This window comes from [Mycobacterium] manitobense, assembly GCF_025821665.1.
GTDB lineage: Bacteria > Actinomycetota > Actinomycetes > Mycobacteriales > Mycobacteriaceae > Mycobacterium > Mycobacterium arseniciresistens.
In genome coordinates, this window is record NZ_JACKSJ010000062.1 from 299,710 (window position 1) to 314,730 (window position 15,021).

Consider the following 15,021-nt stretch of genomic DNA (forward strand, 5'->3'; position numbering starts at 1 on the left):
TGTGTCAGAAGAGTGAGTCACACAGCGAGGTTAAGGCGCGACCGGCGCCTCGTCGACGATCTGCAACCGGCCCCCGCGCACCGCGTCCACGATCGAATGGGTCAGCTCGGAGCAGGAGAGAAATACTGGGGGGCGACCGTGTGCAGCCAGCTCCTCGGCGGCGCGGCGCTGCGGACATGTACGCACCGCCTCAGCGTTCCACTGCACACTCGTCTGCTCCCAGGTGCTCTTGCGTGCCAACACGCCCGCCCCGCAGGCCCGGCAGGTCACCGGAACCATCGGCGCGTCGTCCAGCCGGTTGTCCGGCCGAATGCTCATCCGGCGCTCGACGCCGAGAGTCTGGCCGCCAGGTTGTCCTCGACGACCTTCATCCACTCCTCCCGGGGGCGGGTGGTGTCGATCTCGTACTCGAAGCGGTCGACCATGTCCGGGGTGACATCTGCGGCGTCGACATAGAACTGCTCGTACCACCGGCGCAGCTGGTAGACCGGGCCGTCCTCTTCGCACAGCAGCGGGTTGTCGATGCGCGCCTTATTCTTCCAGATGTCGACATCCTGCTCGAAGCCCATCTTCACGAAATCTCCAAGGCCGATCGCGGTCTGCATCGCCAGCTCGTCGGTCAACGCCTCCGACTTCTTCACGATGATGCCGTACTGCAGCACGAACGATTCGGCGTCGATGGGATAGTGGCAGTTGATCAGAACCGTACGGTGATCGACGTTCTCGTAGTGGTACGTGAGGTCATCGATCATGAACGAAGGACCGTGATACCCGGCTACCGAGGTGGTGCCGAGCATCTTCGGCCCCTCGAGTGGCTGCATGTCGGGACGGCCGGCACTGTTCATGTACTGGATCGCCACGTGACCTTCGAACACGTTCTTGAAATGCGTGGGCAGCGATCCGTGGATGTAGAAGAAGTGCGCCATATCGACCACGTTGTCGATGACTTCACGGCAATTGGTGCCGACCACGGTGGTGTACCAGTGCCAGTCGGTCCACTCGTCGCTGGTGGCTCCTTCGATCCGCGGGATCGTCACGCCATCCGGCGGCGGTTTGCGCTCAGGATCGTTCCACACGAACAGCATTCCGTCCTGCTCGAGTGTCGTCCACGTCGCCGTGCGCGCCAGTCGCGGAGCCCGCTTGCTGTACGGCACCTTCTTGCAGCGGCCGTCACCGCCCCAACGCCAGTCGTGGAACGGGCAGGCGATCTCGTCGCCTTTGACCTCGCCCTGGCTCAGGTCCCCACCCATATGCCGGCAGTACCCGTCCAGGACGTTGATCTTGCCGTCGCCGCCACGGAACACCACCAACTTGTTGCCGAAGGCGTTGACTGAATGAGGTTGACCATCACCGAAATTTTTCGTCAGACCGAGGCAGTGCCATCCGCGGGCGAAGCGTGTCGGCGCCGCATCGGCTTCGATGTGCCGCACCTCGACATCGGGCTGTAGCGTCATGGCACTGTTCTACCGCCGTTGGCCGCAGCGAGAAACCTGCTGTTCCGCTCATCAGGACAGGCAATGCCTTCCTCCGCCCGAGCCACCTAACGTCGGTTCGTGACCACTGCGCCGCACAGCACCATCCCGACGGGCCTGCCCGTCAACGACACCATCATCGACTTGTTGGTGGTTGGGTCGGGCACCGGTATGGCTGCGGCCCTGGCCGCAAGCGATCACGGGCTGTCGGTGCTGATCGTCGAGAAGTCCGAATACATCGGTGGGTCGACGGCACGTTCCGGTGGAGCGCTCTGGCTGCCCGCCAGCCAGGTGATCGACGGCGACGGGGGCGGCGACACCCAGCAGAGGGCCCGGACCTACCTCGATGCGGTGGTGGACGGCACCGCGCCCTCGTCACGTTCCACCGCATTCCTCGCACACATCGACGCGACCGTCGACCTACTGCGCCGCACCACACCGATGCGCTTCTTCTGGGCGAAGGAGTACTCCGACTACCACCCCGAGCAGCCGGGAGGCAGCGCGACGGGTCGGACCTGCGAGTGCCGGCCGCTGGACACTGCGGTGCTCGGCGGGCATCGCTCGCGGCTGCGTCCCGGGGTCATGGAGGTCAAGATCCCCATGCCGACCACCGGTGCGGACTACCGCTGGCTGAACTTGATGTCACGGGTGCCCCGCAAGGGTTTACCGGTGGTGCTCAAGCGGCTCGGCCAAGGCGTCGGTGGCCTACTGCTGGGCCGGCGGTACGCCGCCGGCGGTCAAGCGCTGGCGGCGGGACTGTTCGCCGGGGTCTTGCGGGCCGGTATCCCGGTATGGACCGAGACATCGCTACAGCGCCTCACCACTGACGACGACGGCCAGGTGAGGGGTGCGGTGGTCGTCGACCAACAGGGCAGGGAGATCAACGTGACAGCGCGGCGCGGCGTCGTGCTTGCGGCCGGCGGATTCGACCACCGCATGGACATGCGCTGGAAGTTCCAGTCCGAGTCGCTGGGTGAACATGCCAGCCTGGGCGCGGAGACGAACACCGGCGATGCGATCCGCGTCGCTCAAGACATCGGCGCTGCAATCGATCTGATGGATCAGTCATGGTGGTTCCCCGCCGTGGCGGCCCTGCCCGACGCCGATCCGAAGGTGATGCTGGCAGAGCGGTCACTACCCGGATCACTCATCGTCGACCAGACCGGCAGCCGGTTCGTCAACGAGGCCACCGACTACATGTCCTTCGGACAGTGTGTGCTCGAACGTGAGCGGACGGGTGATCCGGTCGACTCCATGTGGATCGTGTTCGACCAGCAGTACCGCAACAGCTACGTCTTCGCGGCGGAACTGTTTCCTCGCATGGCGGTTCCGCCCTCGTGGTACGACGCCGGCATCGCGCACCGCGCCGGCGATCTGGGCGAACTCGGCCGCAGGATGGGGGTGCCCTCCGCCGACTTCCTCACCACCATCGCTCGTTTCAACGAGATGGCTCGAGCCGGACAGGATTCGGACTTCGGGCGCGGGCGCAGCGCCTATGACCGCTACTACGGCGATGTCACGGTGACGCCCAATCCGAATCTGCGGGCGCTCGACCGCGGGCCGTTCTACGCAGTGAAGATGGTGCTCAGCGACCTCGGCACCTGTGGCGGCCTACGCGCCGACGAGCGCGCCAGGGTGCTGCGGGAGGACGGCACCGCGATCACCGGTCTCTACGCGATCGGTAACACTGCCGCCAACGCGTTCGGGACGACTTATCCGGGCGCGGGCGCGACGATCGCGCAGGGACTGGTGTACGGATACATCGCCGCCCGAGACGCCGCACAACACGCGACGTAGAGCGGCCGATGCGTCAGAGACGCACCAACGTGAACGGACGGACTACTCCGGCTCTTCGGCCTGCACTCTGCGCTCGATCTCGTACCAGGAGTCGCGCAGCAAGGGCGGCGTCCCTTTGTCGCTAGCGGGTTGCGCCTTCGCGAAGGCTTCCTCGGCCTCGTCGAGGTCCTTGATCACTTTGAGCGCCAGTTCCCGTTCGGCGGCGTAGTAGCGCTCGGCCCATTGCAGTGCCACGCGTCCGTATGCCCAGGCGGGTTCCACCTCGGCCCACTTCGCCTCGACGGCGGCTTCGCGCTGCATCCGGTCGGCGAACGCCACGTGCTCCTGCATGATCTCTTTGAGTCGGGCCGGATTGGTCAGGTGCCCGAACGTCACTCTCAGCAGAGGATTGTGCTTGAGCTGCGGCGGGTCGACAGGCGCTTTTTCGGCCCATTCCCGCAACGCAGCCGATCCGGCTTCGGTGATCTTGTAGAGCCGCTTGCTACGTGCACCGCCGTCGTTCTCGACCCGCGAGGTGAGCAGATGCTGCTCTTCGAGCTTCTTGAGTTCGGTGTAGATCTGGCTGTAGGCCGGGCTACCGTAGAAGAACCGCAAGCTCCACTCGGTCCACTTCTTGATGTCGTAACCCGACAGCTCGTCCTCATACGACAGCACCCCGAGCAGGGCCCAGCCTGTCGCGGTCACCTTCGGCCTGTCGGCACTCGATGGCATTTGTCCAGGCTAACAACTCCTGGTCGCAGCGGTCGTCGCGTCATCCGCTGATCGGGAGCGCCACTTGCCAGTGCGTTGTGCGCCGCCGACAGTTGAGGTACTCCGAACCCGGCCCAGGATGGTGATGACGATCAGCGAGACCACCCAGACGAGCGTCGAGGACTGCTCTCCCGATCCCGCGGTGATGCGTCGCGTGTTGGGCCACTTCTGCACCGGCGTTGCCGTGGTGGCCGGATACGGCGGTGAAGGTTCGCTCGGCTTCACCTGCCAGTCGGTGACATCGGTGTCGCTCGACCCGCCCTACATCTCGTTCTGCCCGTCCAACGGCTCGAGCAGTTGGCCACGGATCCGCGAGACCGGTTCCTTGTGCGTCAATGTCCTCGCCGCCGACCAGCGGGAGGTCTGCTGGAGCTTCGCCAAGAGCGGTGGCGACAAGTTCGCCGGCGTCGCCTGGCGACCGGGGTCGAACGGCGCCCCGGTCCTCGACGGTGTGCTCGCCTCCATCGAAGCCGACATCGAGTTCGAACACGAGGCCGGCGACCACACCATCGTCGTGGCCCGGGTGACCGCACTCCGGGCTGACCCGCAGCGGGAGCCCCTGCTGTTCTTCCGGGGTGACTTCGGCGGCTTCGCCGGATGCTTGGAGGCGGCGGGCTCGGGCGATGCCTGACGACGCCGTGACCTTCGATGACGAGGTGGATGTCGTCGTCGTGGGGTCGGGCGGCGGGGTCGCGGGCGCATACACCGCGGCGCGGGAGGGCCTGTCGGTCGCTCTTGTGGAGGCGACTGACCAGTTCGGTGGCACCACCGCGTATTCCGGCGGTGGAGGCATGTGGTTCCCCGGCAATCCGGTGATCCACCGAGCGGGCGTCGACGACAGCCCGCAGCAGGCGCTCGAGTACTTCCACGCGGTGGTCGGCGATCGAACTCCGTACCAATTGCAGCAGACCTACGTGGCGGGCGGGTCGCGACTCATCGAATATCTCGAGTGCGACACGCATTTCGCTTTCGCCGAACTTCCGTGGCCGGACTACTACGGATCGGTGCCGGGTGCGCGCGCCGACGGGCGGCGGCACATCGTGCCGGTACCGGTGTCGGCGTCGGCGCTCGGAGCTCTGGCCGACGTCATCCGTGGTCCGCTCGACACCGAACGTCTAGGCCATCCGGCCCCGCCGATGCTCAGCGGGGGGCGGGCGCTCATCGGCCGGTTTCTGTGGGCGCTCAGCCGGTTTCCTCAGGCACGAACATATTTGAATTCGCCCCTCGTCGAGTTGATCACCACGGGCAACGGCGCGGTGACCGGAGCCGTCGTGGACCGCGGCGGCGAAGAAGTCAGGATTGGCGCGCGGCAGGGGGTGCTGCTGGCAGCCGGCGGCTTCGAACAGAACCCTTGGATGCGCCGGTACTGGGGTGTGCCGGGACGCGCCGACGACAGCATGGGGTGTCCCGGCAACACCGGGGCCGCACATCAGGCGGCGATCCGCGTCGGAGCCGACACCGACCTGATGGATCAGGCCTGGTGGTCGCCGGGACTGACCCACCCCGACGGCCGCTCGGCCTTCGCCCTCTGGTTCACCGGCGGCATATTCGTCGACGGGACCGGTGAGCGATTCGTCAACGAGTCCGCCCCCTATGACCGGCTCGGTCGTGCGGTACTGGATCAGATGAATTCGCGTGGCACGGCTTTGCCGTTCTGGATGATCTACGACGACCGTGAGGGCGAGACGCCGCCGGTGAAGGCGACCAACGTCTCGATGGTGGATCCCGCGCACTACCGGTCGGCTGGTCTGTGGCACACGGCCGAGACCCTCGACGACCTCGCGGCGCTGATCGACGTGCCGGCCGGCGCGCTGTGCGCCACCGTCGCCCGTTACAACGCCCTGGTCGCCAGTGGCCGCGACACCGACTTCGGACGCGGTGAAGAACCCTACGATCGAGCGTTCTCCGGCGGAGAGCTGCCCCTGGTCCCGATCGAGAAGCCGCCCTTCCACGCCGCGGTCTTCGGGCTTTCCGACCTCGGGACCAAGGGCGGTCTGCGGACCGACACCAACGCACGGGTACTCGACACGTCCGGTGCACCCATTCCTGGGCTCTACGCGGCCGGCAACACCATGGCGGCGGTCACCGGCACCACCTATCCGGGCGGCGGCAATCCGATCGGCGCGTCGCTGTTGTTCAGCCACCTCGCCGCTCTCGACATGGCCGGCCGGGCATCGCAGTGACCACCGACGGCGAACTCGGCGCCCATGAACCGCTGACAGAGTCGGTGCGGGCACTGATCGACAGGGTGATCCGCACCAAGGTCGACACGGCCACGCAAGAGGCTGCCCGAGCGCATGTGGCCGCCGCTCTTGGCCTGCTGGGGGAACGGCTGATGCCGGATTCGTTCGGCATGCATGCAATCGCCAACCGCGGCCCCACGACAGGCGGGAATGTGGTGATCGGGGAACGCAATGCCATCGCTCCCCCGCTCATCGTCGAGCGCGACGGCACCGGCCAGGTCAGTGCCGATGTCGACCTGGGTGCCGCATACGAGGGGCCCGTCGGCCACGTGCACGGCGGTGTCTGCTCACTGCTCCTCGACCACGTGCTCGGCGCCACCGCCCACCGGCCAGGACGTCCCGCCTACACCGGCACGCTGCAACTGCGTTACCTTCGCCCGACTCTGCTGGGTCGGCTCCGGGTGGAGGCGTGGGTGGAGCACGAGCAAGGACGCAAGACCTATGCGCGGGGTCGCATTCTGCGCGATGGCAACGTCACGGTCGACGCGCAGGGCATTTTCATCCGACCCCGAGACATTGACGCCGGTTGACGGCAGCTTCAGACTGTCCCGTCAGATGTGGTCGAAAGCCGATATGCGCCAGCGCCCGTCGTCGACCTCGGTGAGACTGGCATCAACACCACCTCGGCGTCCTACAGAACAGGCGCACCGGCCTGCGGCATCCTCCGCCGCGGTGACATCGGAAACACCTCTGCGCGCTAGACATTCATCATCGCCAGTGCAGATGAGGACGGGACCTCGGTCAAGGACGGGCGGGAATCCTCCTGCCCCGGCCCCCTTACCTCGGGGCAAGCCTGACCTACCCAAGTGGACTGAAAAACATGGCTCCCATAGGGATATCAGGCGCCACTGCAGCCTTCATACGATCTCCAGCAACCGGCTCACCTCAGGGCCAGGACAAGGAGAATCCCATGACTTCCACCATCGTGACTCGAATCGGTCTCGGCGTTGCCGCAGCCGCGTTCATGACGGGCGTCGCGCTCGGGGCAAGCCCCCTTGCCAACGCACTCCCCGAGGGCACGATCAAATCCGAATGCAAGTCCGCGGGAGGCAGGTACGAGACGGGTGTAGGACCGGACGGCAACAGGTACTCGGATTGCACCTATACAGACGTCGGCGGTGGGCTGCACGTCGACCATTACAAGAACGGTAAGTACACGGCCACGTCCGATTAGGGCGAAATCGCGATCAGCCGAACTCCACCGACCGGGCCAATGCTCCTACGGTGAGAAGCTCGCCATAGGAGAAAGCCCCATCCATGCGAGTTCGAGAAACGTCAGGGCAAGCCGGCCACGACCGAGGGGTCGTACCCCGGCACGGACGAGGTGTAGCCGGGTGACTGCTGGTAGCCCGGTGTCTGCGGGCCATACGCCGGCGTCTGCGCGACGTACCCCGGCGGCATGTGGTCGGTGCCCTGCGGCGGCGACGCGTAGACGGGCGCCTGCATGGCAGATCCCGGCAGCTGTCCATACCCTGTCGGCGGCCCGAAGCCGGGTACCGATTGGGTCATACCAGCCAGCAGTTTGGACGCCGCGAAAGTCGCGGCCTGCGTGGTGTACGCGGGGACGTAGCCGTCGGTGTGCCCGCTCCATGCGTTGCCTTGGCCTGCGTGACAGATCGGGTCGGCTGGGTTGCAGAGGTCGATCGCCTTGCCGGTGAACATGGCGGACTGGGATGGCAGCTTGGTACCGGAGCGGTTCGCGACGTTTCCGAAGGTGGCGATCGCCGCGATGTTTCCCGCCAGCGACGACGGCATCGACTCGCCCCATGCGATGCCGACGATGGGGTTACCTGCGACGATGTTGACGACGTTCGCGCCCTGCGAGTACCCGCCCAACACGATCTTGGTGTCGGGGCACGTGGCCGCCATGGATTTGATGTGCTTGATCGTGTCCTTGGCGCCGTCGCCACTGCCCAGCTGCAGCTTGCCCGCGTCATAGTCCACCGCGTAGGTCGCGATGTTCATGCCGACGGCCTGCTCGCGCAGCGAGTCGACGAAGGCAGCGCCGACGACGCCGATGCCTTCGGGCTCGTCCGTGCCCCTGGCGAACACGACCTCGGCGTCGGCGCAATCGGCGGCGGACGCAACCGGTAGAGCGCTCGGAATCCACTGCTGAACGGCGACGATGGCCAGCGCAACCGCGCCACGGCCGGCCCAGCGGCACACCAATCGCGCATTCGTCGCACGCGAGCTACGCCCGCAACGAGGTGGCATGGCGCGAATCTACCCTTAGCCAGCAGATACGCACTAGTCGTGCGCGTTAGAAGGTTCTCAGCGAATGTGAATGCGGCCCGTTGCGGTGAACACTGACACAAACCAGGCCAGGGCTTTTGCCCTGGCCTGGTTCCTTGTGGAGCTGCCGGGAATCGAACCCGGGTCCTACGGCACTTCCTCGAGGCTTCTCCGTGCGCAGTTCGCTATGCCTCTACTCGGATCTCCTGATCACGCGAACAAGTCAGGATGACGATCCCAGTCGCTGTTTGATGTCCCCATGGGTTCCGCGACCGAACCCATGGGTGGGTCCCTCTAGCTGATGCCAGGGTCCGGGCCGAGGGCGCTCCCGGTCTGACAGACACACCGTCGCTTAGGCAGCGAGGGCGTAGTCGCGCTGATTGGTATCGGCGCTTAATTGGTTGCAACGACGCTTACGGTGGTCAATTGCCTGCACCGGCACGCTTCCCTTGATTCGATGCGCGAAGTCGAAACCGTTCAGCCCCTCGCACACCCGCCGAAGTTCGGCAGGAAAATCAATGGTACGCCCACATCAACGAGCGATTCCAGTCGATTGTTCCGTGTCGCGGCACGCACCCTCGGCAGGGCGCGAGCGTGCGCCGATGCCCGCGATCTACGGCGTGTCGGCCGCCAGCCCCGCGCGCTCGCGGGATGTGGTGGAGGAAACGAGCTCGGCAGCGATCTCGTCGATCAGCATCGCCCGGCCGAACAGATGGCCCTGCGCCATCCGGCAACCCGCCCGGAACACGACGTCGGACTGTCCCTGCGATTCGATGCCTTCGGCGATCACCTGCAGACCCAGCGCGTCGGCCAGGCCGACCACCGAGCGATACACCGCCAGGTTGCCGTCGTGCTCGGCACCTGCGGACAGGCTGCGGTCCAATTTGAGGATCTGCACGGGCAGGGCGTGCAGGTACGTCAGCGAATTGAACCCCGCGCCGAAGTCGTCGAGGGCCACCCGCACTCCACCGGCACTCAACCGCCTGATCGCGGCGGCGCCGTCCGCGAGGTCCACGATCGGCACCGTCTCGGTGACCTCGAGCACCAGCCGCCTCGGTGCCACACCGTGGCGGCCCAATGTCCGATTCACCAGCTGCTCGAAGGCCCGGTTACCCAGTCGGGCCGCGCCGATGTTGACGTGGATGTCGAGGTCCAGCCCGGCGGCCTGCACCTGCCTGCAGGCCAGGTCGAGCACGAGAGCGTCGAGGGCAGCGCCCAGCCCGGCGCCCTCGGCCGCCGCGACGAACGTCTCCGGCGGGATCTGCATGCCGTTCGGCGCTGCCCATCGGGCGAGTGCCTCGACGGCGACGAATCCGCCGTGCGGGAGATCGACGACGGGCTGATAGGCGAGGCTGAAGCCCTCCGGCGTGTCGCCGTTCGCCCGCCGCAACGCGGTCGGGAAGTCGACCGATACGCCCGACGACGGCTGGTACACCACGGCGGTGTCCTTGCCGAGCCGCTTACCCGCGTACATCGAGATGTCCGCCTGCCGCAGCAGATCGTCGGAGGTCGGACGCGGTTCGTAGACTCCGGGCCGGACCAGACCCATGCTGGCGCGCACCCGGACCGACGAACCGTGCACGGCGAACGGATCACGCAGCGCGACCCGAAGCCGGTCGGCGACCACCTCGGGCGCCTCGTGCTCGTCGTCGATCAGGATCGCGAACTCGTCGCCGCCGATACGGGCCAGCGTGTCGGTGGCGCCGACGCACCCCCGGAGACGATCCCCCACGGCCCGCAGCAGCTCGTCCCCCGCCGCGTGGCCGAACCGGTCGTTGACCTCCTTGAAGTCGTCGAGGTCGACGAAGATCAGCACGAAGCCGCCGTCGGTCAACGCTGTGTCGAGCCGCTGGGCGAACAGCACCCGATTGGGTAGACCGGTCAGCGGATCGTGATGGACCTGGTGGGCGAGTCGGCGCTGCGCCTCGTACAGGCGAGCGGTCAGCTGTCGTTGTGCGCGCATCGTCGCGACCTGTCGTGCGGTGACCAGCAGGACGATCACCACCCCGAGAACCACCACCGCGGTGCTCAGACTGCGTCCGATCAACACGTGGTAGGCGGCAAGGACGACGATGCCGAGGAAACCGAGGTAGGGCACGACCGACCGGACCCAGTCCATCGCGTCCTGCGCACGGGCGCTCGACGGCTGTGGCCGGAGGTCGAGCACGGCGAACATGATGCTCAGCGGCCCGAGGATGGCGCCGATGCCGCCCCAGAGGTCCCAGTTGTCCGCGCCGACGGAACGGAAATAGGCGACCAGCCTGTCCGACGCCGCGATCATGACGACCCCGCCGGCGAGCAGGAGGTAGTTCGCGCGGTAGGGACGGTTGCGCTGGAAGGCCATCGCCATGAGGACGGCAAGCACGACGACGATCAGCTCCAGCGCGGAGTACGCGATCACGACGGCGGCGATCTGTGACCGGGGGGCCGCGGCGCCGGTCAACGCGCCGCTGCCGGCGATCACCACGAGGAACGCGAAGGACACTGCGGCGACCAGCCCGTCGAGCGCGGCGATGACGGGCGGATTGCCGGCCCGCCCGTCCTTGGCGGTGCGCAACCCCCCGGCGCGGGCCAGGATGATCATCGCTGCCAGGGACAGCACGGGCGGCAGGAAGTAGGCAACCACCGCAGCCGCCGGCGCGGCCTCACCGCGCTCGTCCGCGCCACTGAATTGCCAGATCAGCTCGCCGACGAGCCAGCTGACCATGGCGGCGATGACCAGCAACCGCCACCAGCGCGCGACACCGTCGACCCGGCGGGCGACCGTCACCGCACACACCATCGCACCTGCGCCCACGACCGATTGCAGGGCCACGCCGACCCAGCGGGCGACCTGGTCGCCGTAGGGAGCGACCGCGTTCACCGACGCCAGCACCAGCACGCCGGCGAACAGGGAGAGGCGAAGATGATTGGCGCTGACCGCGACCGCCCCCTCCCCTCATACAGGTCATGAAACCTATCTCGCCCCATGATGGCCTACCGGGCGTTGCGCCGTTCCACAACGCAGCTAACTGAAACGGCGACTGAAGGAATTCTCAGCCGCCGGCGATCATCGCGACCGCGGCCAGCGCCGCCACCATGCCGACCACCTGCCAGCGGGTGACGCGTTCCCGCAGCACGACGATGGCCAGAACCATCGTCGCCGCCGGATACAGCGACATCAGCACCCCGGCCAGTGACAGCAGCGAGGCCTGCAACGCCAGCAGCATCGCCACGTTGGCCCCGGTGTCGAGCACACCCGCCAGCAACGCCAGCCGCAGCGGAGTGCCCGTCGGGGCCCGCAGGTTCCTGCTCACCACCGCGATCACCAGCACCAGCACCGTCGCGGTGACCCGCGCGAACACCAACGGCCACAGTCCCGCTTCGGCGGGCGCCTGGTCGATCAGGACGAAGTTCAGGCCGAACGCGACGCCGGAACCGAGCGTCAGCCACGCGACCTTCGGGGTGAACGGCAGCGCCGCCGCGTCGGGGGAAGACGACTGCCTGCTCACCAGCACCACGGCCACCAGTGCGAGCGCGACACCCGCAGTCGCGACGGCACCGGGCCGCTCCCCCAGCGCGAGGCCGACACCGACCGGCACACCGGCGACGATCACCGCCGTCAGCGGGGAGACCACCGAGATGGGACCCGACCCGAGCGCGGCGTAGAACCACCACACCCCGAATGCCTGCGACACCCCGCAGAGCGCGCCCCAGACCACCGCTCCACGGGAGATGTCGCCGCCCACGACGAGCGCGAGCACCGCCAGCAGCACCATCGCGACGGGATAGGACACCAGCACCACCCGCAGCGCCGCGACCTTGCGCGAGGCGATGCCGCCGACGAAGTCGCTGACCCCATAGGCCAGACCCGATGCCAGTGCGAAAGACGGACCCTCGAGCGGCCCGGTCAGGACATGCCCTTGGCCCGCCGGCCCAGTTCGCGCACGACCTCGCGGGCGGCGTCGCGCTTGGCGATGTCCTGCCGCTTGTCGTGGGCCTGCTTGCCGCGTGCCAGCGCCAACTCCACCTTGACCTTGCCGTCGGTGAAGTACAGCGACAGCGGCACCAGCGTGAGGTTGCCGTCACGGATCTTGCCGATCAAGGTGTCGATCTGGCTGCGGTGCAACAGCAGCTTGCGGTTACGCCGCGGCGTGTGGTTGGTCCAGCTGCCGTGGTGATACTCCGGGATGTGCAGATTGCGCAGCCAGATCTCGCCGTCGTCGACGGTGGCGAACGCGTCGGCCAGCGATGCCGTGCCGTCGCGCAGGCTCTTGACCTCGGTGCCCATCAGGGCGACGCCTGCCTCGTACGTCTCCAGGATCGAGTAGTTGTGCCGCGCACGCCGATTCGTGGCGACCACCTTGTTGTTGGATTTCTCGGCCTGCTGAGCCTTTTTGGCCATCGCTACCTCCGCACGTACAGGCGCAGCGTGATGTAGGCGGTGATGCCCGACATGGTCAGACCGAGGCCGAGCATCCACGGCGCGCAGTAGTAGACGACGTCCTTGAAGTCGACCTTCGCGATGAGATTCGCCTGATAGAACTGGTCGAGCGCGTCCTCGAGGAACAGCGCGCGCACCAGGATGAGCCCGACGATCGCGAGCACCACGCCGATGAACGCGGCGAGCATGGCCTCCACGAGGAAGGGCAGCTGCGTGTACCAGCGGGTGGCGCCGACCAGTCGCATGATGCCGATCTCGGTGCGCCGCGTATAGGCGGCAACCTGAACCATGTTCGCGATCAGCAGCACCGCGCCGACGGCCTGCACCAGCGCGATCGCGAACGCGGCGTTGCTGATGCCGTCGAGGACGGCGAAGAGCCGGTCGATCAGATCCTTCTGGTTGAGCACGTTGAGCACGCCGGCCTGGCCCACCATGGACTCGTCGAAGCCTTGATGCTCCTCCGGGTTGGTCAGCTTGACGACGAACGACGCGGGGAACGCGTCCCGCCCCGCGACCTCCTTGTACTGCGGGAACTTCTTGATCGCGTCGTCGTAGGCCTGGTCGCGGTTGAGGAAGCGCACCGACGCGACGTCGTCGCGCTCCTCGATCTTCGCCCGCAGCGCCCGGCACGGGTCGGCGTCGCAACTGGGATCACCCGCCGACACCTCCGGCGTCAGGAAGACCTGGCTCTCCACCCGGTCGAGGTAGATCTCCCGGGACTGGTCGGCCAGCCGGATCACCAGCAGGCCGCCGCCGAACAGGCCGATCGAGATCGCCGTGGTGAGGATCATCGCCACCGTCATGGTGACGTTGCGACGAAGGCCGGTGAGGACCTCGTTGATGAGGAAGCCGAAGCGCACTTAGCGGTCCATTCCGTAGACGCCGCGCTGTTCGTCGCGAATCAGGCGGCCGAGTTCGAGTTCGATGACGCGCTGGCGCATCGAGTCGACGATGTGGTGGTCGTGGGTGGCCATCAGCACCGTCGTGCCCGTGCGGTTGATCCGCTCGAGCAGGTCCATGATGTCCTTGCTGGTGTCCGGGTCGAGGTTTCCGGTGGGCTCGTCGGCGAGCAGCACCAGCGGCCGGTTCACGAACGCGCGGGCGATCGCCACCCGCTGCTGCTCACCACCGGAGAGTTCGTTGGGAAGCCGGTTCGCCTTGCCCGACAACCCGACCATCTCGAGCACATCGGGCACGACACGGTTGATGACGTCGCCCCGCTTGCCGATGACCTCGAGCGCGAATGCGACGTTCTCGAACACCGTCTTCTGCTGCAGCAGCCGGAAGTCCTGGAAGACGCAGCCGAGCACCTGCCGCAGCCCCGGGATGTGGCGACCGGGCAATTTGTTCACATGGAACTTCGACACCCGGATGTCGCCGGTCGACGGTGACTCCTCGGCGAGCAGCAGCCGCATGAACGTCGACTTGCCCGAACCCGATGGCCCGATCAGGAAGACGAACTCACCCTTGTCGATCTTGAGAGAGACATTGTCCAGCGCCGGACGGGCCGAGGACTTGTACTGCTTGCTCACACGGTCGAGGGTGATCATCACGGCACGCCAGTGTAGCGGTGCGGCAGACCCGGCCGGGCTACCGCGGCGGCGCGGGCGTCGTCGGCACCGGTCCCGGCCCGTCCAACGGTGCGGTCGCCGTCGGCGTGAGGGGCGGGAACGACTGCACCGTCTGCGTCTGCGGCGGCAGCGGGCCCGGGCCGTCGGGGTCGACGACCGTGGTCTGCGGCGTCGTCGAGCTCGGCGAGGTGGGCGTCGTGGTGGTGGCGCTCGGGTCGGTGGTCGTCGTCTCGGTGGGCGTCGTCGGCGTGGTGGTGGTCGTGGTGGTGGTGCGGCGCGGGGTGGTCGGCTCCTGCACCTGGGTGCGCGGCACCCAGGTGTACTCCGGATCGGGGACGAAGCCCGGGGGCACGACGGCGGCGGGCGGTGGCGCCGGCTCCGGCTCGAAGCTCTGCTGCACCCAGGTCAGCGCGAAGAACGCCAGCAGCAACGCCGCTGTCGAGGTGCGCACGCGGCCGCCGAAGAGGTATCCCGGCCAGCCCTGACCGACCTTCCGCGCGGCCGCGCGGGGACGCAGCACCGCGCGGAAGAAT

15 protein-coding genes and 1 other RNA gene are annotated in these 15,021 nt (G+C 67.2%); 5 read left to right on the plus strand and 11 right to left on the minus strand.

From position 1 onward, the window contains the following. Positions 1–30 precede the first annotated feature (30 nt). Both H7I41_RS08870 and H7I41_RS08875 read right to left on the minus strand, forming a co-directional pair. On the minus strand, positions 31–318 hold the full coding sequence (locus tag H7I41_RS08870; RefSeq protein ID WP_264012192.1) for a ferredoxin: 288 nt from the start codon (positions 316–318) through the stop codon (positions 31–33). After that, positions 315–1,454: a 3-ketosteroid-9-alpha-monooxygenase, oxygenase component gene (locus tag H7I41_RS08875; protein ID WP_264012193.1), complete on the minus strand. Its 1,140-nt coding sequence runs from the start codon at positions 1,452–1,454 to the stop codon at positions 315–317. Before H7I41_RS08875 ends, H7I41_RS08870 begins: the two co-directional genes overlap by 4 nt. A gap of 99 nt (positions 1,455–1,553) precedes the next feature. On the opposite strand from H7I41_RS08875, the gene H7I41_RS08880 reads away from it, so the two are divergent. Next, the gene (locus tag H7I41_RS08880; RefSeq protein ID WP_264012194.1) at positions 1,554–3,269 is read left to right on the plus strand and encodes a 3-ketosteroid-delta-1-dehydrogenase; all 1,716 of its coding nucleotides are present in this window, start codon (positions 1,554–1,556) and stop codon (positions 3,267–3,269) included. Positions 3,270–3,311: 42 nt separating this feature from the next. Here the strand turns inward: H7I41_RS08880 and H7I41_RS08885 are convergent, their stop codons facing one another. Then, a complete protein-coding gene (locus H7I41_RS08885; RefSeq protein ID WP_264012195.1) occupies positions 3,312–3,980 on the minus strand; it encodes a PadR family transcriptional regulator in 669 nt (222 codons plus the stop codon). Positions 3,981–4,104: 124 nt separating this feature from the next. On the opposite strand from H7I41_RS08885, the gene H7I41_RS08890 reads away from it, so the two are divergent. From H7I41_RS08890 to H7I41_RS08905, 4 genes are all read left to right on the plus strand, one after another. Continuing rightward, positions 4,105–4,650, plus strand: coding sequence for a flavin reductase family protein (locus tag H7I41_RS08890; RefSeq protein WP_264012196.1), 546 nt, complete (start codon positions 4,105–4,107; stop codon positions 4,648–4,650). After that, positions 4,643–6,202, plus strand: coding sequence for an FAD-binding protein (locus H7I41_RS08895; RefSeq protein WP_264012197.1), 1,560 nt, complete (start codon positions 4,643–4,645; stop codon positions 6,200–6,202). The genes H7I41_RS08890 and H7I41_RS08895 overlap by 8 nt, the downstream gene beginning before the upstream one ends. Then, complete coding sequence (locus H7I41_RS08900; RefSeq protein ID WP_264012198.1) at positions 6,199–6,792, plus strand: PaaI family thioesterase; 594 nt, start codon at positions 6,199–6,201, stop codon at positions 6,790–6,792. The genes H7I41_RS08895 and H7I41_RS08900 overlap by 4 nt, the downstream gene beginning before the upstream one ends. Before the next feature lie 380 nt (positions 6,793–7,172). Then, complete coding sequence (locus tag H7I41_RS08905; protein ID WP_264012199.1) at positions 7,173–7,436, plus strand: hypothetical protein; 264 nt, start codon at positions 7,173–7,175, stop codon at positions 7,434–7,436. Between the two features lie 101 nt (positions 7,437–7,537). Here the strand turns inward: H7I41_RS08905 and H7I41_RS08910 are convergent, their stop codons facing one another. From H7I41_RS08910 to H7I41_RS08945, 8 genes are all read right to left on the minus strand, one after another. Beyond that, positions 7,538–8,476 (minus strand): cutinase family protein, encoded by a 939-nt coding sequence (locus H7I41_RS08910; RefSeq protein WP_372503709.1) that lies wholly within the window; start codon positions 8,474–8,476, stop codon positions 7,538–7,540. Positions 8,477–8,610: 134 nt separating this feature from the next. Continuing rightward, positions 8,611–8,979, minus strand: a transfer-messenger RNA (tmRNA) gene (gene ssrA, locus H7I41_RS08915). A gap of 128 nt (positions 8,980–9,107) precedes the next feature. After that, positions 9,108–11,375, minus strand: coding sequence for a putative bifunctional diguanylate cyclase/phosphodiesterase (locus H7I41_RS08920; RefSeq protein ID WP_264012200.1), 2,268 nt, complete (start codon positions 11,373–11,375; stop codon positions 9,108–9,110). 154 nt (positions 11,376–11,529) lie between these two features. Further along, entirely contained in the window at positions 11,530–12,387 is an 858-nt protein-coding gene (locus H7I41_RS08925; RefSeq protein WP_264012267.1) for an EamA family transporter, read from the minus strand. Beyond that, positions 12,384–12,878 carry an SsrA-binding protein SmpB gene (gene smpB / locus H7I41_RS08930; protein WP_264012201.1) on the minus strand — a complete coding sequence of 165 codons (495 nt, stop codon included), beginning with the start codon at positions 12,876–12,878 and terminating at the stop codon, positions 12,384–12,386. Before smpB ends, H7I41_RS08925 begins: the two co-directional genes overlap by 4 nt. 2 nt (positions 12,879–12,880) lie before the next feature. Further along, positions 12,881–13,777 (minus strand): permease-like cell division protein FtsX, encoded by an 897-nt coding sequence (ftsX, locus tag H7I41_RS08935; RefSeq protein ID WP_264012202.1) that lies wholly within the window; start codon positions 13,775–13,777, stop codon positions 12,881–12,883. After that, positions 13,778–14,467, minus strand: coding sequence for a cell division ATP-binding protein FtsE (ftsE, locus tag H7I41_RS08940; RefSeq protein ID WP_264012268.1), 690 nt, complete (start codon positions 14,465–14,467; stop codon positions 13,778–13,780). 40 nt (positions 14,468–14,507) lie between these two features. Next, entirely contained in the window at positions 14,508–15,005 is a 498-nt protein-coding gene (locus H7I41_RS08945) for an Rv3103c family proline-rich protein (protein ID WP_264012269.1), read from the minus strand. Between the last annotated feature and the right edge of the window lie 16 nt (positions 15,006–15,021).